Origin of the sequence: Haloferax sp. Atlit-4N, assembly GCF_003383025.1 — an archaeon.
GTDB lineage: Archaea > Halobacteriota > Halobacteria > Halobacteriales > Haloferacaceae > Haloferax > Haloferax gibbonsii.
In genome coordinates, this window is record NZ_PSYY01000003.1 from 366286 (window position 1) to 386926 (window position 20641).

At 57.0% G+C, this 20641-nt stretch carries 17 protein-coding genes and 6 pseudogenes; 12 read left to right on the plus strand and 11 right to left on the minus strand.

From position 1 onward, the window contains the following. Positions 1–93: 93 nt before the first annotated feature. Entirely contained in the window at positions 94–519 is a 426-nt protein-coding gene (locus tag C5C07_RS17100) for a DUF86 domain-containing protein (RefSeq protein WP_115805646.1), read from the minus strand. Next, positions 520–954 carry a nucleotidyltransferase family protein gene (locus C5C07_RS17105; RefSeq protein ID WP_115805647.1) on the minus strand — a complete coding sequence of 145 codons (435 nt, stop codon included), beginning with the start codon at positions 952–954 and terminating at the stop codon, positions 520–522. A gap of 441 nt (positions 955–1395) precedes the next feature. Between C5C07_RS17105 and C5C07_RS17110 the strand changes: the two genes are divergently transcribed. Both C5C07_RS17110 and C5C07_RS17115 read left to right on the plus strand, forming a co-directional pair. Further along, positions 1396–2247, plus strand: coding sequence for a DNA-binding protein (locus tag C5C07_RS17110; RefSeq protein WP_115805648.1), 852 nt, complete (start codon positions 1396–1398; stop codon positions 2245–2247). A 269-nt stretch (positions 2248–2516) separates the two neighbouring features. Continuing rightward, positions 2517–3346 (plus strand): annotated as a pseudogene (locus C5C07_RS17115) (IS5 family transposase). 198 nt (positions 3347–3544) lie between these two features. On the opposite strand, the gene C5C07_RS22425 reads toward C5C07_RS17115, so the two are convergent. Beyond that, a complete protein-coding gene (locus C5C07_RS22425) occupies positions 3545–3706 on the minus strand; it encodes a hypothetical protein (protein WP_394338707.1) in 162 nt (53 codons plus the stop codon). On the opposite strand from C5C07_RS22425, the gene C5C07_RS22430 reads away from it, so the two are divergent. The 4 genes from C5C07_RS22430 to C5C07_RS17130 all read left to right on the plus strand — a co-directional run bounded on the left by C5C07_RS22430 (position 3629) and on the right by C5C07_RS17130 (position 6305). Continuing rightward, a complete protein-coding gene (locus tag C5C07_RS22430; RefSeq protein WP_394338708.1) occupies positions 3629–3952 on the plus strand; it encodes a PfkB family carbohydrate kinase in 324 nt (107 codons plus the stop codon). The two genes, C5C07_RS22425 and C5C07_RS22430, sit on opposite strands and share 78 nt — an antisense overlap. 231 nt (positions 3953–4183) lie before the next feature. Beyond that, complete coding sequence (locus tag C5C07_RS17125) at positions 4184–5053, plus strand: formylglycine-generating enzyme family protein (RefSeq protein WP_199522759.1); 870 nt, start codon at positions 4184–4186, stop codon at positions 5051–5053. Between the two features lie 41 nt (positions 5054–5094). Continuing rightward, positions 5095–5331, plus strand: a complete 237-nt coding sequence (locus C5C07_RS21140; protein ID WP_147302037.1) for a hypothetical protein — start codon at positions 5095–5097, stop codon at positions 5329–5331. A 194-nt stretch (positions 5332–5525) separates the two neighbouring features. Next, positions 5526–6305 carry an IS5 family transposase gene (locus tag C5C07_RS17130; RefSeq protein WP_115805650.1) on the plus strand — a complete coding sequence of 260 codons (780 nt, stop codon included), beginning with the start codon at positions 5526–5528 and terminating at the stop codon, positions 6303–6305. A 149-nt stretch (positions 6306–6454) separates the two neighbouring features. Here C5C07_RS17130 and C5C07_RS21930 read toward each other — a convergent pair. The 4 genes and pseudogenes from C5C07_RS21930 to C5C07_RS17145 all read right to left on the minus strand — a co-directional run. Beyond that, a pseudogene (locus C5C07_RS21930) lies at positions 6455–6701 on the minus strand (RNA-guided endonuclease TnpB family protein); the annotation flags it as partial. Positions 6702–6978: 277 nt separating this feature from the next. Then, positions 6979–8214 (minus strand): MFS transporter, encoded by a 1236-nt coding sequence (locus C5C07_RS17140; RefSeq protein ID WP_115805651.1) that lies wholly within the window; start codon positions 8212–8214, stop codon positions 6979–6981. Positions 8215–8494: 280 nt separating this feature from the next. Beyond that, entirely contained in the window at positions 8495–8704 is a 210-nt protein-coding gene (locus C5C07_RS21145) for a hypothetical protein (RefSeq protein ID WP_147302038.1), read from the minus strand. Further along, positions 8704–9201: a VOC family protein gene (locus C5C07_RS17145; RefSeq protein WP_115805652.1), complete on the minus strand. Its 498-nt coding sequence runs from the start codon at positions 9199–9201 to the stop codon at positions 8704–8706. The genes C5C07_RS21145 and C5C07_RS17145 overlap by 1 nt, the downstream gene beginning before the upstream one ends. A gap of 254 nt (positions 9202–9455) precedes the next feature. Between C5C07_RS17145 and C5C07_RS17150 the strand changes: the two genes are divergently transcribed. Together C5C07_RS17150 and C5C07_RS17155 are read left to right on the plus strand one after the other, a co-directional pair. Then, complete coding sequence (locus tag C5C07_RS17150) at positions 9456–10748, plus strand: MFS transporter (RefSeq protein ID WP_115805653.1); 1293 nt, start codon at positions 9456–9458, stop codon at positions 10746–10748. A gap of 986 nt (positions 10749–11734) precedes the next feature. Continuing rightward, the gene (locus tag C5C07_RS17155) at positions 11735–11944 is read left to right on the plus strand and encodes a hypothetical protein (RefSeq protein ID WP_115805654.1); all 210 of its coding nucleotides are present in this window, start codon (positions 11735–11737) and stop codon (positions 11942–11944) included. A 314-nt stretch (positions 11945–12258) separates the two neighbouring features. Here C5C07_RS17155 and C5C07_RS17160 read toward each other — a convergent pair whose 3' ends face one another. Further along, positions 12259–13029, minus strand: coding sequence for a helix-turn-helix domain-containing protein (locus tag C5C07_RS17160; protein WP_115805655.1), 771 nt, complete (start codon positions 13027–13029; stop codon positions 12259–12261). A gap of 362 nt (positions 13030–13391) precedes the next feature. Between C5C07_RS17160 and C5C07_RS21935 the strand changes: the two genes are divergently transcribed. Together C5C07_RS21935 and C5C07_RS17170 are read left to right on the plus strand one after the other, a co-directional pair. Further along, positions 13392–13553, plus strand: coding sequence for a hypothetical protein (locus C5C07_RS21935; protein WP_233510433.1), 162 nt, complete (start codon positions 13392–13394; stop codon positions 13551–13553). A gap of 79 nt (positions 13554–13632) precedes the next feature. After that, complete coding sequence (locus C5C07_RS17170) at positions 13633–14598, plus strand: LLM class oxidoreductase (protein ID WP_115805657.1); 966 nt, start codon at positions 13633–13635, stop codon at positions 14596–14598. A gap of 129 nt (positions 14599–14727) precedes the next feature. On the opposite strand, the gene C5C07_RS17175 is transcribed toward C5C07_RS17170, so the two are convergent. Next, positions 14728–15933 carry a pyridoxal-phosphate dependent enzyme gene (locus tag C5C07_RS17175; RefSeq protein ID WP_369333278.1) on the minus strand — a complete coding sequence of 402 codons (1206 nt, stop codon included), beginning with the start codon at positions 15931–15933 and terminating at the stop codon, positions 14728–14730. 596 nt (positions 15934–16529) lie between these two features. Between C5C07_RS17175 and C5C07_RS17185 the strand changes: the two are divergent. After that, a pseudogene (locus tag C5C07_RS17185) lies at positions 16530–17427 on the plus strand (DNA-binding protein). A 540-nt stretch (positions 17428–17967) separates the two neighbouring features. Continuing rightward, positions 17968–18345 (plus strand): annotated as a pseudogene (locus C5C07_RS17190) (hypothetical protein). A gap of 714 nt (positions 18346–19059) precedes the next feature. Here the strand turns inward: C5C07_RS17190 and C5C07_RS17195 are convergent. Both C5C07_RS17195 and C5C07_RS17200 read right to left on the minus strand, forming a co-directional pair. Next, a pseudogene (locus C5C07_RS17195) lies at positions 19060–19343 on the minus strand (helix-turn-helix transcriptional regulator). A 26-nt stretch (positions 19344–19369) separates the two neighbouring features. Then, positions 19370–20369, minus strand: a pseudogene (locus C5C07_RS17200) (IS630 family transposase). Positions 20370–20641 lie beyond the last annotated feature (272 nt).

Consider the following 20641-nt stretch of genomic DNA (forward strand, 5'->3'; position numbering starts at 1 on the left):
TGGTTGAACGGACGCTTCGTTACGGCACGCCCCGCCGCTCGCCCCCCTGTGCCCTCCATGCTCACGATTCTGGTGAGAGCCACCGCGACAGAATTAGTATCGTTGCTGAAGCCACTGCGCAATCTCCTGCTGGAATTGGTCGAACCAGTGCAGGTCGTTGTGCAGAACAGAATAGACGACGTCGTGATTCACATCACCGTATCGGTGAGCGAGGATATTTCGAAACCCAACTGCTTCTTCTATTTGGTCTTGGACATCGCGTGAGAGTATCTCTGCGTTCCCAAGCGACTCGATTTCGCTCTTTGACGTCCCACTTGGGGAGAGCCCCTCTGAAGCTCGAATGTGCTGTGCGAGGTCGATACAGGATTGAATGAGGTTCATAAACGTCCGCTCAACTGCTCGCTGGACGATGATGTCTTCAACATATTCTGTTTTGGACATCCCACGCATCTGCTTCAAATCGTTCGTGTACTCGTTGATGTATCGGAGTTTGTCGACAACAATGTCCTCGTCAACCATCTAGACGTCTCCACGAGCAAGCCGGTCAATGAACTCTCGGCGTTCCTGTTCTCGCTCACTCGCACTTGCGTCGTATTCTGTGTCGACACGTTTCTTATACGCATTCACCTCCCTCTCGTCACCGACTACACGAACACCATCTCTGAGTGCCGCATGGGCAACGTGAGTTGGCAGTGACTCGATATCGCTCACGTCGACGAATCCCTCGGCGTACGATTGCAAGTCGGCATCAATACGGTTGCGTCGGCGGAATCGCTCGGCTTCGGACATCTCCTCGGGGAAACGGAGCGCAATGTCGACATCCGATGACTCGTCTGCCGTTCCTCTTGCATATGACCCGAACAGAACTGCGAAGATGACCTCCGTTTGAGCGAGGTACTCTTTGATTCCCTCAATGTCGATTGTTTCGACAGCGGGGTCATCTGATTGGGGCATAGTGGTAGTTCACGTTCCTGCTTAATATATCTCGGTGGGTTTTTCGGTCGCCGTCACGGCACGCCCCGCTCGCCGCCCTGTGCCCTTCGTGCTCACGACTCGTTTCACTCATCGTTCGCGACGAGCCGCTCCTTCTAGTCGCGTCTCGCTTCACTCGCACCATCCCGGTGCGCCAGCACCAAGCGCGCTGTCGGTCACGACGCCCTCACAGGTTCGGTCGTCGGACGCGAAAACGGCTTGCGTCCTGGCCGCTCGCTCCGGGAAGTCTGGCGCGCGATGCTGGATATCGTCCCATCGTCGAGGGCACGCCTTCCGCGCCCTGCGGGCGCTCGTGAAGGCGCGAAAGGCGTGCGCAGAACCAGTAGGTCAGTGAGAGAGCAACGGCTGGAGAGTCGTGGTGTCGGAAGAAGACGCTGAGTAGGCGCCTTCAGGTAATCCGCAATGAGTACTAAGAAGCAAATCGGTAATGAAGTTTCGCACTCCGAACACCCCCGAGCAGTCGTCGACGACGTGGTTGATGAGACGCCTGAACTCCACCCAACGGTTGAACTCGAAATCCAAGCCAAAGTCGACCTGAATAACCCAGAAGCAGTTGGACGGGGGCTGACCCTCGCGGAAGAAGAACGGATGCAAGCGCGTGAGTGGGAGATTGAACAGACGAAAACTCGGTGGGACCGGAGACAGACGTCGAACCGGGAAGAGCGGACGGCGACTGTGGCAGAACAGATGAGCATCGAAGCAACGAGAGAGTTCAAGAAGCGAGCAGGATGTGTAAATCGGTGGGCCGACCCGGATGAGCCGGACCCGCGTGAGCAACTCTCCGTTGAAGAATTGGGCGAAGTGAACCGGGAGGCAGCGCGATTACAAGCGAAACTCAATGGATGGTCGCGGTCGGCAATTAGCCGGCGATTGGCCGAAGAAGTTGCAGATGGGAAGTCCATGATGAGCGCGGTGGTCGGTGTGTTCGAAGAGTTGCAACAGGCGCCCGGACGGGTGATTCCGATTGCGGCGGTCAGTGAGGTGAGTCGTCGTGAGGTGTCTATCTCTGGAACGGTGACGCAGTTGTGGGAGTCGTCGAATAGCGCAATTCAGCAGGTGGGACTCATCGAGGACGAGACTGGGAGAACAAAATTCACTGTCTGGACGAAGTCGAGAAAACCGGTTGTGAGAGAAGGCGAGCGTGTGACGATGCGGAACATCGCGAAGAGTTGGTACGGTGGGCGTGTCTCGGTGGCTGTGACGGGCTGGTCGGAGGTGTCGTTCCCAGAGCGCGAGGCGTGGTGGGCTGAGTAGGCGTCGCAAGCGGCTGTTTTCTTTTTGTGACTCCACTCTCCCGGCCCCTCCTCCCCACCCACCGCTCCGTGCTCGCGCTGGCGACGTTGTCGCGGCCGCTGTGCGCGCAGCCACAACCTAATTGACTGGTAATACTGGCTCTGTTGATGCCCCCAGTCGCTGATATGTTTCTGAGGTCGTGCTGAACTCAGAGCGCGGGCCGTGTTTAGACGCTAGTAATATCGCCTAAGAACCGGGGTTTCTAGGAATTGAAGCGAGCACAGCCGGGTGTGCACTCCAAACTGGCTCGCTTCACCGACCGATGTGTCCAATTATCTCAAAAAGCTGTCGGATGCGATCCTCAGACACCTCTCAGAAAAGGAAAAGGTGGCTACGCCGATTGGGTGATCGTTGCGATTCACGGACTTCGTGAGTATCTCGACCTTCCGTACCGGCGACTCCTCGATATCCTCCGTGAAATGCCTGATATCGTGGAGAAGCTCGGGCTGTCGGTCGAGGAATTACCGGACTTTACTACGGTCTGTGCTCGAAAACAGGCGCTGAAGATGCGGGTCTGGCGGGTGCTATTGCGGCTGTCGGTAGATCTGTTTGACATTGGGGAGATTCAGGCTATCGACTCCACCAGCATCGCTCATCGCTCGTCCAGCCACAACTACGCGAAACGTGTCAAAGGTACGTTTGAGTTGGTGAAGACAACGATTCTCGTGGATTACTCGACGAGAGCAATCCTCGACGTTCACTGCTCAATGAACCTACCACACGACACACAAATTGCGTGGCAAGTTCTCACGAGAAATCTCGACGCTTGGAAACTGTGGTCGCTGACAAAGGCTTCGACTGGGACAAACTGCGTCATATGCTGCGGGACGAAGGCGTTAGACCAGTGATCAAGCATCGAGAATTCTACTCACTTGACGCCGCACACAATGCTCGGATTAATGATAAAACGTACCATCAGCGGTCTATCGTCGAATCGATATTTTTCGCGCTTCGCAAGCGGTTCGGCTCAACAGTTAAAGCCAGAACGTGGTTCGGGCAGTTCCGAGAAATCGTCCTAAAAGCAGCTGTCAGAAACATTGAACAGTCTCTCACCGCCTGAACCATGCGATTTCGAGTGTCTAAACAAGGCCCGAGGCGCGTCTAAATTTTACACCCGTGGGATCACTCCAGCACTTTCAGAGACGCTCGAAGAGACCACTGCGGAGTTGCTCTCTGAAGCAAAACGGGCAGGGACGCAAACTGTTTTTGATATAAACTACCGAGCAAAGCTCTGGGCCCCCTCAGAAGCGCGGAAAACCTACGAATCGCTCTTCCCGGCGGTAGACGTGCTCGTTGGCGGGACATCAACACTATTCTCAACCGTGATGGCTCTTCCGAGGAGATCGCCTCGAATCTTGTCGACGAGTTCGGTTTCGAGACGGTCATCATAACCCGTGGCGACGAGGGTGCGCTTGCTCATCACCAGGGCGTCACATACGAACAGCCAGCGTTCGAAACGGATACTGTCGACGCGATTGGAACCGGTGACGCTTTCGTTGGCGCGTATCTGGCACGTCGTATCGAAGACGATGACGTTCCAGTTGCGCTAGCGTACGCTGCAGCTACTGCCGCACTCAAACTCACGATATCAGGAGACTTGGCAATCGTCACACCGGAAGAAGTAGAGCATGTGCTCTCCGAAAGTACGACTGACATCGCTCGATAGTGAGGTCTGAACCCGAACGTACTATCATAAAGACACCAACCCTCCGTCAAAAGTTATTTTACTCTGTCCACAGACGACTTCCCATTGATGACCGAAGACGACCCCGCTTGTTGCTCGGCCTCCCGTGACGATGCGAATCACCCATCAAGAGGGGTTGACCGCGATAGTACTTCACGAGAGGCTCGAACGAGGACTAACCCTGCAAGTGGGGATGACGAGCGGGTGTCGAGGATGGTCCGGATAGACGGGGACCAATTCAGGATGGGAACCGACTCCGACGTCGGGTTTCCTCAGGACGGGGAAGGACCAACGCGGTCGGTAACGGTCGATTCGTTCTACATGGATAAGTATGCAGTAATGAATGCGCAATTCCTCGAGTTCGTTCGAGATACCGGATATACAACCGATGCGGAGCGATTTGGTTGGTCGTTCGTTTTCGAGGATTTCATCTCCGATGATGACCGAGAACACATTGTTGGGAGCGTTCCCGAAGCGTCGTGGTGGGCAGGAGTAGAGGGCGCATCCTGGTTGCGACCCTATGGACCGAGTTCGAGCATACTCGACAATCGAGAATTACTGACACATCCCGTGACACACGTCTCGTGGAACGACGCACAAGCCTATGCTGACTGGGCCGGCAAACGCCTCCCAACGGAAGCCGAGTGGGAATATGCAGCTCGTGGTGGCCTCGAACAGAGACGTTACCCGTGGGGTGACGAACTCAAACCGAACGGCGAACACCGATGTAATATCTGGCAAGGAACGTTCCCAGAGGAGAACACAGGCTCGGACGGATATCATCGAACGGCCCCAGTGGACGCCTACGAACCGAACGGATACGGGCTATACAACGTCGCAGGAAACGTCTGGGAGTGGTGTGCAGATTGGTTCAGTCCCGACTATCATACGACCGCTGAGTACACCACTGATAACCCGACTGGTCCACCGCGTGGAGATGAACGGCTGATGCGAGGCGGTTCGCACCTGTGTCATCGTTCGTGGTGCAATCGCTATCGGGTTGCTGCCAGGTCCCAGAACACGCCAGATAGTTCCACTAGTAACCTCGGATTCCGGTGTGTGGTTGACGCATCGAACTCCTGACTGGCTTTCCCGAAGTCTTCCCTCTGGACGTGGTCTAGTTCGTGGCCTCACTCCTTCGTCTCGTCCCCATCGTCGTCGTCGACATAGCCGATTTCGTGGGTGTAACTATCGTGTGTCTCGAGGAACCAGTCCACCTGACTGTTCCACTCGTCGACAATATCGAATTGGCGAACCATCTCTGGAAGCGGCGCGAACGGGTCGTCGAGTCTGGCTATCCAATCGTTGAGCTCTTCCTAGAGCTCTTCTCGGATATGGGCGTACTCCGCATCGTAGATTAAATTCCGGTACTGGTGGGGGTCGTCGGCATTGTCATACAGGACCCAATCTCCGTGAGGGATATGTGAGTATTCGGCTAATTCGTCGACAAATCTAGCGAACGTATATCTCTCCGTTCGGCTCTGGTGAATCACTAGACGGCGTCGGTTTCGACCGTTAGAATTTGGAAGATGAAGCGGGAAACCGCCGATGCTCTATGTCGAAAATTTCCCGCTTCACGAAAAAGGCAGTCACGTTAGCTAAAAATGTTGTCGCCGACTACGCTCTCCTGTCGCTGCACTGTCTGCGGATTTACCTTGATGAGTCGTACCGCAACGCCCTCGATCTGCTGAGCGAAATGCCGCATATTTGTGGGGAGATCGGCCTCGAAGAGGGCAATCTCCCAGATCACTCCACGCTCGTTAAGGCATTTGATAGGTTTCAAATGAAGATCTGGCGAGTGCTGCTGCGCCTGTCAGCGCAGCTGCACGACCTCTCAGGTCACGCCGCCATTGATGCCACGTTTTTCGACCGCGAAAACGCTAGCAAGCACTACTGCCGCCGCACGAATTACCGTGTTCAGACACTCAAAGCGACGGCTCTCGTCGATACTCAAACGCAAGCTGTTCTAGACGTTCATTGTACGACCGAGAAAACCCACGATACACAACTCGGCTGGCAGGTCGCCTCCCGCAACGCAGGCGACCTGCACAGCCTCGCCGCCGACAATGGCTACGACTGGATGCGATTACGCGAAAAACTACGGGAGGAAGGCGTGAGACCGCTGATTAAACATCGCATCTTCCGGCCCATCGACCACGCGCATAACGCGCGGATCGATGGGCCTCGATACCGTCAAAGATCGATGTGTGAGACCGTCTTCTCGTCGATTAAGCGCACGCACGGCGACGCCGTGCGAGCGCGAACGTGGTACCGTGAATTTCGTGAACTCGTTTTGAAATGTGTCGTTCACAACATCAAGCGTGCCGCAACATAGCCAAATCAACCGCTGTATGGCGATTCACCAGAGCCCTCCGTTCTAACTGCACGCCAGTTTCCGCCTGAGAGGTATACCGACCTGTTCGTTCGCTCCCCAGACCCACAAAGCGCATCAGAGAGGTCTTCTCCCTCCATCGCTGCTGGGACTTCGACGGCCCGCCGAATCCCTTTCTGGACGAGATTTGTGGTTTAGGTCGGTTTCGTCGCGGAGTTGGTCGTACAGAGCGCGTTCGGCTTTGGCTTTGGATGTGACGTGGTATCCGTCGTCGCCGTGCCAGCACCACTCAGATGCGGTGTTAGCGCAGTGTTTGAACTGCTCGACAGTCTCGCGGAGGAGCAGGTCGGCTCCTTCGGGTGTGTCGAGTTTGATGACGGCGGTTCGACGGTATTCCACTGTAGTTGACTATTGGGTGGTGTACTTCCGGGAGATATTGAGAGTGTAGTTGGATATTGTAGGACTCGGAATTGCAATGGGGGGCTCTGTTGAAATCCACTTCACATCTGCCGATTTGCTGAGGAGCAGGTTCCCAGCAGTGTCCGCGAAAACCGTGGGAAGAACGACTCGCTGCAATGTCAACGCTGAAGGATTGCAACAGAACCGCCAGTTTCACTTAAGGTTTGTTTTGAGCACCGTCCAGAATTGTTCTGAGGACGGTACAGTTGACACCACGTCAGGAGTCAACACTCGGGAGAAAACGACCTGTCTCTCGTCGGACACCCAGCAAAAGGACCACGGCCGCGATAAGCGGCATGACCGCACAGCAGAAATACACGGGCCAAAACCCGACTGCCTCCACGATCGGCAGTGTGACAATAGGACCAAACCCACCGCCGACATCCCCGAGGACGTTGTTCGTCCCTACGGCACGTCCCATCTCGCCGTCGGCGACGAGATCACCTAACAGCGCCATCAGTGGCCCGCTTGTGCCGCCCTGTCCGAGCCCAATGCACACGCAGGCGAGAACCAACATCCACGCTGAGTCCGCAAGTGCGAGCAACAGAAACCCGATCGACGTGACGCCAAGAAATAAGAGCAAAACCGGGACTCGTGACTGAGCCTGATCGCTGACGCGTCCTCCAAGATACATCGATAGGCCTGCAGCGAGAACAGTGAGGCCCATGAACAGACCCGAGGTGCCCTGAGCATCGAATCCAAATACGCTGAGTTGGTTCTGGTCGAGAAATAAGACTAGCGTCGCAAACAACGCCCCAATGTAGACGAACAGGACGGCAAAGTTGACTAAGCCGACCGTTACTGCGGGGAGACTCTTATTAATTTCCCAAGGCTTGACAGACTGATTCGCACCTCCATCAACGTGTGTTTCGGGCACTGTCTGGTATGCGACGACGCTGGCGAAGAACGCGAAAGCGGTAGCGACCGCGAACGCAACGACGTCCCCGGAGAATTCGCTGACGAGGCCGCCGAGTACTACTCCCGTCGGGAATCCAAAAAGTACGCCGCCTCTGATGAGTCCCATATTCGATCCCCGTGACCCACCATCACTGATATCGTCGGCTATCGTGTACGCAGTCGCAAAAACAAGCGCGCTCCCGACACCCCATAGAATGCGGGCAGTCATGAACCACGCTTCGGGAAGTGGTGCGATCATTGCGATAACGTAGCCGAGTGTCGAAATCCCCTGGACGAACATTCCGATGACGAACGGTTTCCTCGTCCCAAATCGGTCCACGAGGCTTCCGGCCGGTGCATTCGCGAACAGACGTGAAAACCGGTTCGCGCTCAAGATCATACCGACGAGAAACGGGGAAATTCCGAGAATAGCACCGAGGTTCGGCAAGATGGGGAAAATCACTCCCCCACCGAATCCGATGAAGAACGTGCTAACAATGACCGACCCGAGAACAAGACGTTCCTCATTTTTCGCCCTTGGGATCCGAATATTCACACTCGAGACGAGTGTTCCTGAGCTGCTTGAGTGTGACCATCCGACTGCGTAGCCAATACAGTTTCAAGATAATCGGCCCTGTTGAAAACCTCAGCAGCTGATAGTTTGCCGAGTTCGTGCTGAATACAGAGCGCACGTCGGTCACGCAACAAAAACGCGTATATCGGGTAGTTCGGCTTCGATGGCTCGCTCGTCTCCTCGTGGGTCGGTAGCACGCCCGGTGCGTACTGGGGCGGCCCAGACCTCTCCAACAGCGAGGGTGGGGCGTACTCCGCAGGCTCTACCGCCGATGGACTTCCCCACGTCTCGTGACGAAAGTCGCCGCTGACGGGATCAAGGGGTTCTCCCATGCGGAACCGTCGTGGGAGAATTGGCTCACGTTCGAGGATTTCGCCGAGGCATCGGCCGGCCTCTTCGCGGTCGGCGTCTCAACGGCCGCCTGTCGAAGTGAAGTCGGTCCATCAGGCTCGTCGAGGACGATGGCGTCCATCAGTAGTCTCCTTGGTTGCTGTAGATTCGTTCGTGGCTGTGCGTGTATATTTCGAGGAGGTTCCCGAAGGGGTCCTTGCAGTAAGTCATTCGGTACTCCTGGCCGGGGAACAGTTCCCAAATGTCTGTGTGGTGTTCACCACCGCTTGCTTCGATTTCGGCTGCGAGTCCCTCGATATCGGGATCGATGACACAGATGTGGAAGTAGCCCGGACGCTTGGGATTGGGTTCTTCGAACGGCTCTGGCTCGTCGAACTCGAACAGTTCGACTGCGATACCGTTGCCCGTCGACAAGTGTGCGATACGCACCGACTCGAACTCGCCGAGGACGTCACGGCACAACTCGCCAATCTGCGTCTCTTCGTCTCCGTCGACTGTCTCGGGACCCATGAAACACTCAAATCCGAGGACCCGTTCGTACCAGTCGATTGCCTTCTCGACCTCGGGGACAGAAACGCCAACGTGTGCTATGCCACGCGGATGTGGATTTGAACTCATCATCGTCCATCGACAGGGAGTCCTAAAGACTGGCGTGAAGGCCGACGTCTCTGCCGCAAAGCGTGGCACGAGCGGGCGTCAGTCACACTCGGTCGATACTGATACTCGTTCAACTACGGGGCACTCGGAATGTCCATGAACAACCCACAACGTTGGAATGTCTCAACTGCCGCTTTTAGTTGTTACTGGGTCCTAGGCATCAGTTAAGATATTCCGAACGAGGGCTGAATCAGGCCGCTCACATCGACCAACGTGTGCAATCGAATCAAGCTGAAACAGCACACGACGAACCTACTGGTGATGACTCACCAGCAGGCGAGCCGGTATCGCGCTTCTTCCCATACCCGGCAGCGCTGCTCGCACTCACGATTAGTGCCTTTGCCATCGGGACGAACGAGTTCATCATCGTCGGCCTGTTGACACCGATCGGCATCGATCTCGGTGTCACCGTCGCAACCGCAGGCCTCCTCGTGAGCCTCTATGCACTCGCCGTCGCCTTTGGTGCGCCGGTGATCACCGGACTGGCGAGTCGCGTCGGACGTCGTAAGCTCTTGTTGAGCTTGATGGGGCTATTCGTCGCGGGGAACGTCGTCGCGGCGTTCGCACCTACGTACGAACTGCTCGTCCTCGCACGCGTCCTGACGGGGCTCGCCCACGGTGTGTTCTTCGCCATCGGGTCCACTATCGCTGTCGACATCGTCAGGAAGGAACGCGAGTCGAGTGCGATTGCCATCATGTTCGCCGGTCTCACGGTCGCCACCGCGACTGGCGTCCCACTTGGCACGTATATCGGTCAGAACTTCGGCTGGCGGACGACCTTCTGGGCCATCGTCCTCCTCGGATTGGTTGGCTTCGTCTCCAGTTGGGTCCTCATCCCGCGTGGCCTCAAGAACAAAGAGCAAGGGTCGTTCTCGGATCAGATGTCGGCGCTCGCTGAGGGACAAATTCTGCTCGTCCTCGCGATGACTGCCATCGGATACGGTGGGACGTTCGTCGCATTTACCTATCTCGAACCGATTCTCCGCGAAGTTTCGGGCTTCGCTCCTGCGACCGTGAGTGCACTACTCGTCCTCTACGGTGCTGGCGTGTTCGTCGGTAACCTCGGCGGAGGAAAGCTTTCGGACCGGTTCGGTGCAGTCCAGACGCTGGTCGGACTGTTCGCCGTCCAGGCAGTCGTCCTCGCAGCGTTCACGTTCACCGCCAGCGACCCGACGTGGAGTATCGTCACGGTGTTCTTACTCGGCGTCGTCGGCTTCGCGAACGTTCCGCCGCTGCAGACGTACGTCGTCAATAAAGCCGAACGTCTCGCCCCCGAAGCGGTCAACGTCGTCTCCGGACTCAACATTGGCGCGTTCAACGTCGGCATCGCTGTCGGCGCCTACGTCGGTGGCTGGGTCACTGAGGGCGGTAACGGCCTCGGACTCGTCGACACGCCGTGGATTGGTGCGGTGTTCGTCGCCGGTGGACTGGTACTGACTACCATCAGTTGGTTGCTCGACCGTCGACAGTCATCTTCGAAGACTACCTCGGTGGTCACGTCCGACTGAATCACCGCTCGCGACATCCGCCTCGTGCGAAGAGGTACTGTGTTTGTGAGTTATTTTTACTGAAAATAGGCGCTAAGTTCGCTTCCTCAAGGAGCGAGTAGGGAGGGGATACAGCGTTCACGAGTGCTAAGCACTCGTGCACAAACGAGACGCGAGGCGTCTCGTCAACCCATCGCCCACGAGACGGCCCGTGCCGATATGCCCGGCCCAGAATAGTGTAACGAGAATGACAACCCGCGTCTCTGTTTAAAACCCGATAGTGCCACCACTACTGGGGCCGTGTACGTATGAAAGAGATTGCACAGGAGTCTACGGATACGTCGGTAGATCAATACCCAACCATGGTGTGATTATTGTAATCTCTGGGAGGATGTCACCTGTACTTCGAAGACGATACTGCGTCATATATTCCTCTCGCTTGTCGCTTTGCGTTTGCCTCAGTTGGTGAGATTATCGAGCTTCGATATCGAAGTCGTGTCCCCACCCGGCCATTCGGGAGTGTAGCTTCTGTGAGTGTGCCTAACCGATGCCCGGCTTGGCTCATGTACACCACCTCTCCATCGGTCTCCCTGCGAGAGAGGCCACGGTTCCGCTTCCGAACGAGTTTTTTCGCTTCTTCGATGTCGATGTCGAGAAGGACTGAGGAGTAAATCATGGTGAGTCCGTTCTTTCGGTTCTCGTTGATCTGTGACCGTTCACGTTGGGGACGCTTGTTTCTCGCCTTCTGCAAGCAAGTTCGGGACGACTGACTGCGTGCATCAAATGTTGGACAGATAGTAGCAAGATAGTGGTTGAATTCCACATCTGGTGTGTGATTTTGCATACACAACCGGGGGAGATAACTGTTCCACCCGCTCTGTTGAGATCCTCAATCCATGATATGTTTTGATTGTCGTGCTGAATAAAGAGCGCAGAGTCAGCATCCAGTCTGTGGGCGTGGTGTGCTGAAGGACAACCTGTAAAAGCGTACTCTCCGCTTTTTGATTATGCCCTCCGAAACGGCTGAAAAACTCCAGTCAATCCGCACCCAGACAAACCTACAGACGTTGATTCATGCCCTCGTACTGATTGTGCTTGCCGACATTGGATACTTCGTTTCCGATGGCAACGAACACTTCTTCCTGTTTGCCACAGTTGGGATTATTGGCGGTATCATCGCTGTTAGTGCCGTTATCTCTGTCATACGTCGATTCTGATTCCACCTAACCGTGGTTTACAATGCTACGCAAACCGTTCCCGTCGGGTCGGACTGTCATCCCTCGGTCGTGCTGAACTCACCCTCGATATTCAGCACGCACTTACTGTCAGGATCAGAGGTTTCAACAGAGCCGTTCCACCGTAACTGGTTCTCGTGAGACACAAAGCGGACGACACCACGCGATTGGAGACGACTATTCTCAATTCGAATCTACAAGCGGCTCAAGGCGAGTGCCTCGGGGTCGTACGGAAATCAAAACTTTCCGTGATGACGAGACGCTCTGCGTCTCGAACCACTTGACCCCGAGGCAGTTCACGCACTCACTTCGAGTTCGTCAGGGTCGACACGGTGTTCGACTTCGGTACCGAGTGTGTCCGTGACGAATTCACGAGCTAACCACGCCTCCGCTCGAGTCAAGCGGTACTGCAGCGTCGAGTTGGGGATGCCGAGTTTCTCGGAAATCTCTTTGACTGTATTACGACGCGGTGATTCGTAGTAGCCGAACTCGACTGCGGCTTCGAGTGCTGCTTGTTGTTCCGGTGGGAGCTCGTCCGAGTCGAATCCCTCCTCGAGCCAGCATTCCGGTTCGCTGATGCGCTGGACGCTGAGCGAGAGTCCCTCGCTGAGGCCATCGTTCACCTCTTCGTAGATCTCACCGACAGTATCGTCGTCGATAAGGAGCCGCCACTGGTACTGCTTTCCGCGACGTTCTGCTTGCATCATGAGACCATCTCCAATGTGCTTTGCCGCAACGTATGGAATCGACTGAACACCCCCACCCTCCTCACGACACGAGTAGACAATACGCCCGTTCGAGGTACTGGAGAGCGTCTCATAGTTCCACTCGACAACCGGTGCCCCACACATACCGATGACTTCGTTACAGAGGGTGACGCTCTCGACGACTGCATCAAACTCTTCGAGGGCCTCTGTCGGTCCGGTGATTCTGTCGAGACGCCACATCGACTCGTTCGTCGCGTGGACGGCCATCGTTTTGGAGTGCAGATCTGGGTTTCCGATAAAGAGATCCATGACCTCGTCGGCTCCCTTCTCGTATTCGACAGTGAAGACGAATTCGCGCATGATATCTCACCTATTTGTCGGCACCTATAGCCTCGTTTAGAATATTCCAACTCGAAGGGGAGCCGTGTGACGGACTCGGAATACCCCAACCAAGCTCTCAGAAGCCTTGAATGCCCCACCAAGCCCCGGAGGGACAACTGTCGTGTTACGACTGTGACCACACCTACTGGTTCCTCGGAAGTGGACCCCACGACGGACGGTGTCCTCGGTGTGGTTCCCAACTTGTCTCGCCAGCTGGTGAGCTCCGAATCGTGACATCCCAGCCTGATGAGTGCAATGTCGGCAGTAGCGACGTCACAGAGACTGGCGTCCAATTGGTCGGCCGAGAGGATTCCGGGCGGCTCTTCCAATGTCGGTTCTGTATGGACGACGAGAATCAAGTCTGCAGTCGAATCGAGGTCTGTGGTCACCGATTGCCGCCCGGTGCGGACGGTGAGTGGCCTGTAGAGTTCTTTCAGGAGGGGGTCAGGAACGCCGCCGAGGCTGAAGGCGTGAATCTCTCAGGGTACTCCTGCCCCGACTGAGCCGCTGGTACCTGGAAGTCGCACAGTTCGGAATGTACCAACCAAGGGTCCAACGACAACGAGCGATAACGAGGAGGCGATGACCACATACGACTTCGACCACGGCTACAACGCCGGGTACAACCGCCTGTTTGGAGACGACAACCTGACACTCGGCCTATTCTTTCCTATTGAGTCGGTCCAACAGGGCAAACCTACGATGGAGAACCAGGTCAAGCTCGCACAGCGTGCCGAGTCGTTCGGATTTGACGCGCTTTGGTTCCGTGATGTCCCCCTGTGGGACCCGTCGTTCGGTGACGCTGGCCATCTCTACGATACCTTCACGTATCTCTCGTATATCGCGGCGCACACAGACGATATCGCACTCGCAACTGGAAGCGTCGTCCTCCCGCTTCGCCACCCACTTCACACCGCGAAGCAGGCAGCCTCTGTGGATCAACTCTCCGACGGGCGTCTCGTGATGGGCGTCGCCAGCGGTGATCGACCGGTCGAATTCCCTGCGTTCGACGTCGACGCTGCGTCGCGAGGTGAGCTGTTCCGCGAGCACATCGACGTGTTCCGTCAAGCACTCGGGTCGGAGTTCCCGACTATTGATTCGGCACGGTCGACACTAGAGGGGACTGCCGACGTCGTCCCGAAACCGACCAATGAGATCCCACTTCTCGTTACCGGCCACGCGCGACAAGAACGCGACTGGATTGCCGAACACGGTGACGGTTGGCTGTTTTACACACAGGATTTCGAGACACAGCAGGCACTCGTCGACGACTGGCGTCAGCGAGTCGCAAAACAGGCTGGACCTGATGTAGAGAAACCCTTCGCGATGTCTGAACACATCTTCCTGGCCGAAGAGTCAGACGCTGAACCGCGACGCATCCATCAAGGCGTCGAGCTTGGCCGGAACGAACTCATCGATCGACTTGAACGATGGCACGATGTCGGTGTCGACCACCTCACTATCAACCTCCGATACAACAACCGGCCAGCAGCGGACGTTCTCGAAGAGATTGGGACGGAAGTACTCCCGGAGGTCTCGTTCTCCTGAACCGTGTGAGTGGTATGCAGAATTAGTCTCCCCAGAATGCACGCTGACGAGCTTCAATCTCGACAAGAGCCATTGAGAGGACGTCACGCCAATCGCTGGGATGATCTCCTTCGCCTCGAACCGCGAGCGCTACGGGGCGAGCAACGATTCGAGCCGATCCCGAAGGGCGTCCCTACGGACTGTCTCGGTCGTGACCTCAGCCTCACCGGTTCCCATCTCCTTGAACCCCGTCCCAGTCGGCACGAGGACGACGGACTCATCAGCGTCGATATCGCCACGCTCCGCGAGGCGTGACACGCCGACTAGCGTCGTCGCGGACGCCGGCTCGACGCAGAACCCGCCGTCGGCGGCGAACCGGCGCTGAGCGGTCCGTATCTCGTCGTCGGTAACGGAGACGACGGCGCCGTTAGTCTCGCGAACCGCGGCGAGGGCGCGAGCGCCGCTCGGCGGGTCCGGGTTACCGATCGAGTGAGCGATCGTGTCGCCGATCTCGTCGGGCGACAGCGGTGTCGGATCCGTCTCTCCGGCCTCGAACGCCCGCGTTAGCGGGTCGGCGGTCGCAGTCTGGACGAGACACAGGCGCGGCGGCTCCGCGATCAGTCCCGCACGCTCGAGGTCCCGGATTCCGAGCCAGACCCCCGAGGCGAATCCACCGGAACTCGCAGGGAGTACGATCACGTCGGGCGCCGCCGGGGAGAGCGACTCGTAGATCTCGAACAGTGCCGTTTTGTACCCGCTGATGCGGGTGGGTGCGTCGCTCACGAGCACGTCGATCGGGAGGCGTTCGGACAGGTCGAGCGCGTCCCCGTACAGCTTCCCGTAGTCGCCGGCGACCTGTACGATGGTCGGCTCGTACTGAGCGATGAGCTCCAGCCGCACTGACGAGGTCCGCTCCGGAACGAACACGACGCACTGCCGATCGAGGCTCGCCGCGTGGGCAGCGGTGCTGATTGCCATGTTGCCGTACGAGACCGTGCCAACGACGTCGTCACCGGTCGCGGCCGTGTGAGGAACGGCCACCGCGCTCCCGCGGTCCTTATACGCACCAGTTGGATTCTCACCCTCGTCTTTGACGAACACCCGAGCGCCCGCAGCATCGTCGAGTCCGGGGCTCCTGACGAGGGGCGTGCCGCCTGCAGCCCGCGCGATACCCTCGGGGCAATCGATCGGCAACAGTGCCTCGTACCGCCACATCCCACCCCGGTCTCGACAGTCGCCCCATGAGAATGCCGCCGGGTCCGTGTCGACCCAGAGCGGTTCCCCGCAGGCGCACCTGACCCGGATGCCGTCGTCATAGCGCTCCCCGCAACGGTAACAGCTCAACGAGAGAGACATAGCGATGCTGTGGCGGCCGGGGACATATGCGTTCGCTTGCGGTTTCGAACGTACGGCCTCTTTCTGTCCCTCCTAGGGTTCGTTGCGGAATCAACGCGCTCCATCGGCTGGCTGGTGTGGGACGATACGGCTCGCCCCGCTCGCCGCGTTCCGCCCTCCGCGTCGCTCGCGACCGACCATTCCGGGCTGACGCGCTCTCGTTCCTCCGTCACTCGATCGCGTTCCGGGCTACAGTAAATCTGGTCTCGACGCCAGCGCTTCACCCGTTTGGGTCCTCCGGACCTCGGCGAAGCCGACCGCGACGGACGTGGTTGCGTCGCGGCGAACGGGGAATGCGCTGGCCGCTCGCTCCGGGCGGCTTTCCGGGTCGCTCGCTTCGCTCGCGCCTCGTACCTCACCTCGCTGCGCTCGGTGAGACGGCGCGCGGTGCTGGTTGGGTAGCCTTCCTATGGCGCTCTCGCTCGCGCCCCAGGGGGCGCTCGCGAAGGCGCGAGCGAGAGCGCGCAGATGGTTCTGTCGGTCGGTGTCGTCGAAGAACCGCGATGTCATAGCATCGCGGTGTCGGGCGCGTGAGCGCCTTCAGGAGTTGAACTCCAATGTCAAGTAAGAACGTCTTTGGTAATGAGGTTTCGGTGGATGAACAGGCATTCGAAACAGCGGACGACGCGGCGGTCGACGAAGAGGGCTTCGAGGTCGTCGATGAGACGCCGGAGTTCCAGGCGACGGTGCAGATGGAAGTGCAGGCGAAGGTCGACGCGAACCACCCGGACGGGATGGTCGACACCAGTGACGAGCGGATTTACGGTGCGACCCTCGAACAGGAAGAGCGCATTCGGGCGCGGGAAACAGAGCTGGAGCGCATCAGTGCCCAGGCAGAACTGGGGACGCAGGAAGGTCGGGAGAAGCGGACGCGAGATATTGCAGCGAAGCGGAGCGCTGAGCGGCGTGCAGAGTTCCAGAAGCGGGCGGCGAGCGTGAATCCGATGGCTGACCCGGAACGAGGTGATCCCCGTGCAGAACTCACGCAGGAGCAGTTGGCGGCAGTGAACAAGCAGTCGATGCGGCTGGCGAAGAAGCTGGATGGCTGGTCGCGATCAGCGATTGGTCGGCGGCTGGGTGAAGCCGTAGTCAGTGGGAAAAGACCTGACGAGTGCAGTTGTCGGGGTGTTCAAGGAGTTGCAGACGGAGCCGGGACAGGTGGTCCCCATCGGGAAGCTCGAGGACGTCAATCGCAAAGAGGTGAGCATCGAAGGTACCGTGACGCAGTTGTGGGAGCCGTCAAGTTCAGCCATTTCCCAAGTGGGACTTATCGAAGACTACAGTGGAAAAACGAAGCTGACGTCGTGGGTGGCGAGTGACCAACCCTGGATCGAAGAGGGTGAGACGGTTCGCATTCACGGAGCGGCGAAGAACTGGTACAATGGGCGGGTTTCGGTAGCTCTGACCGGCTGGAGCACCGTGCATCTCCCTGAGCGCGGACGGTGGTGGGAATAGCCAGTCGTCGCACCCTTCTTTTTTGCTACGTGCCGGACCGACCCAGACCCCACCTCCCCACCCTCCGCTCCGTGCTCGCTCCGTGAGACTCGCATTCGCTGTCTCACGTGCCCTCGTTCGCGATGCTCACGAGGACTCCGCTGCGCGCGCAGCCACGACCTCATTACGTAGGTCAAGGATTCGCGGAGGGCAGTGTCGAAAGACCGACCAGAGAGAGTTTTTCTGCGCTAGAAGTAGGCGGAGGCGTACATGATGGACCCACGAGATACACCAGGATACCGACTGCATCGCGCACTCAGTAACCTCAACAGCATCGACACCGAGCAACTGGACTCTCCCGACCGAGAGCGAATCGTTGAGGCCACCACGCTTCTGGAACAAGTAGGGCTGCTCACTCGGCTAGGTGCTTAGGAGAAAGCAAACACCAAGGCCGAATCCTGAGGAAAGGCTCGGTCGAACAGCGTCGGTTCGGCTTCTCTTCCAGTCGGTTTTATTCCCCAAAGGGGTACGGGAGAAGGAAAGTGCCCTCGAGGACTAACAATGGCAACACTCCAAGCAGCGACGACGTCGACCGGTGCAACCGTAACCGATGCACAGGCAGTCCACTAACTCTGCGAAGCACATTGCTTCGGGACCCTGAATTGGGAAGTAGACGAAGAAGGAGAGCTCATCATCTGGGGCTACGACGCCTTCGAGATCTACGAAACTCGTGAGGATGGACTTCCGGACTACGAAGGTGGTCTCGTCATCACAAGTTCCTCCGAAAGCTGGCCAACTATCTCGAGTCCGGTGAAGAACTCGACATCCAGACCGCGGGGTACACAAAGTGTTGGTTCGGTTCTGGCGAAGCGATACGTCGTTCGCGACGGCGAAGTCCTCTACGCGGACCTCAGCACCCTCAAAGCGATAGAGGGGTAGCTGAAAATGTTTCTCAGTGGCCATCGGCAGTTCCACAGTTCTAAACAAAAGGTGGGCTACCAACGAATGTCCAGCAAATGCCCCGGTGACGTCCTGTCAAAACATCTAATCGACATCTCAAGGATAGACGTAACCGCCAAGTTGAAGATGGTCGTAGATCACTACAATCGTGCTGAGTGCCTCTAAACCACCAGCATTGGCGTGTTCCAGGATGCCCGGCCTGATACACGTCAGAGGGTACCCCTCCCTCTTTCACTCCGAAGTAGGACCGTCATTGATTTTTGACTGAAGTCATAGCTCTGTCCGTAGATTCCTAAACTACCCCGAATTGGCGTTGGCGGCGTGATCGAGATTCTCGTATCGGTGTTTCGATGGGTGTATCTTGCGTTTGGGCTACTGGTAGTCAGCGCTGTCCTTGCTGCTTGAGACGATAGACTGGTTCGAACGTGGCTGTTCGTATTCTCCTTTGCCGCTGGGTTCGGGATTCACCTCGCTGGGGTTGGGATTACTGGGGCTTCGCCAGGGCTAGTCTTTCGCATCGCATGGGCAGGACTGGTTGGTTTGAGTGCTGCGCTTATACCCGGAACTCTCAGTGGCTCACTTGGACTAGGAATCAAACGCCTCAGTACGAGTTCGTGAATTTCAGATCCAAATAGGTGCCTGCCTCACTTGTACTGTTGTCGAAGAAAACTGTCACTCGTCTCGTAACAGCAGTCAGGTGGTGAGTTCGCTCGTATACTGTTGTTCCCAGTCGTCGCGGGCTTCGATCTCCCGGCGACCTCTGGCTGTGATCGTGTAGACGTTCGTTCGGCGGTCTTTCTCGCCTTTATCGAGCAGTCCCTTCTCGATGAGCGTATCGAGATTAGGATACAGCCGGCCGTGGTGGATCTCGGTTTCGTAGTAGTCCTCGAGTGGTCTTTGATTGCGAGTCCGTGTGGCTCATCCAAGCCGGCGGTGACGTACAGCAGATCGCGTTGGAATCCGGTCAAGTCGTGCATTTTGCTGTCCGCAGCTATAGTAGTCGTTAGAAGTAATTACTCACGTTTGGAACTGAAGTTGCTCAAGGGCAGTATCAATCGCTGTTGTTAGCTCGTCAAGTGAGTCGAAGAACCGGTTACTCAGAGCTGCTTGAAGCTGTCTCCAGCACTCCTCAACCGGGTTTAGCTCCGGCGAGTACGAAGGAAGCGTCACGAATTCGAGGTCGTCACGGGCCGCCAAGTCCGTGACGGCCGACGCTTGAAAGTACGGCGCACCATCTAGCACCACGTGCAAGTCATCTTCAATTTCTTTACATAGTGCTAAAATGAAATGCTTCGCGTGATCGGCGGTAACGTACTCTTCGAATCGCGAGAAGAAGCGATCACCGTCCTCGGTGATCGCACCCAGCAGACACATCCAGTCGCGTTGGCCAGAGAGTTCGACGGAGAGCCGCGTGCCGCGTGGTTTTCGCGCGGCACGCGGCTCAACTTGTACGGATTTCTTGGTTTGGTCAATACAGACTACGGTGGCGTCCATCTCCCGCCGCTTTTTTTGAGTTCTTCGTAGAACGCTTTTTGGTCGTCTTCGTCAGCTTCGGCGGCTGTACGGCGTGGTTTCTGATAGCTCAATCTCGCTTCTTTCAGTAACCGCCGACAGCTCGGGATTGAATACTCGACGTCGTAGGTTTCTTCGAGGAAATCTTGGACAAGCGCCGGCGTCCACGCCGGCGCGTCGATGCCGACTTCTTGGGGTGGTTCGTGAAGAGCTTCTTCGAATTCTTTTTGCTGTGTTTCTGAGAGTTTTCGTTTTCTCCCAGTTCGCTTATCATCAGAGACGGCTTGCTCAAGCGACTCGTCAGTATCGAGTCGCTTGAGCCAGCTGTAGATTGTCCGGCGCTGAACGCCGTACCACTCGGCTAGCTCAGTCTGTGTGACACCGTTCTTGTACGCGATAGCTGCTAAGAGCCGTTGTGTCGGCTTCTTTCCGTCCACGTTGTCGAGGCTGTGGTGCAATTCCTCGACGGTGATCTCGTCGAGATGCTTCACTATCCCTTGCAACAGTCTCCGTGCAAAAAGTTCTAACGGTTACTATAGCTGCATCGACAAAGTATGTCTCACCGAGATACCTAACTATTGCGCTCTGATCAGAAGCACGATAGGTAACCCCGGTATCGGTCAGTCGCCATTGTGACTCTGGAGTACGGGTGGAGATATCGACCTTGCGAATCAGCTCCTTCCAAACCACCGACGTTGTGAAACTGAAGGTTACCTTCTCACAGCCACCACCTCGTCCAGATCCACACTACCTGTTGGTGGCC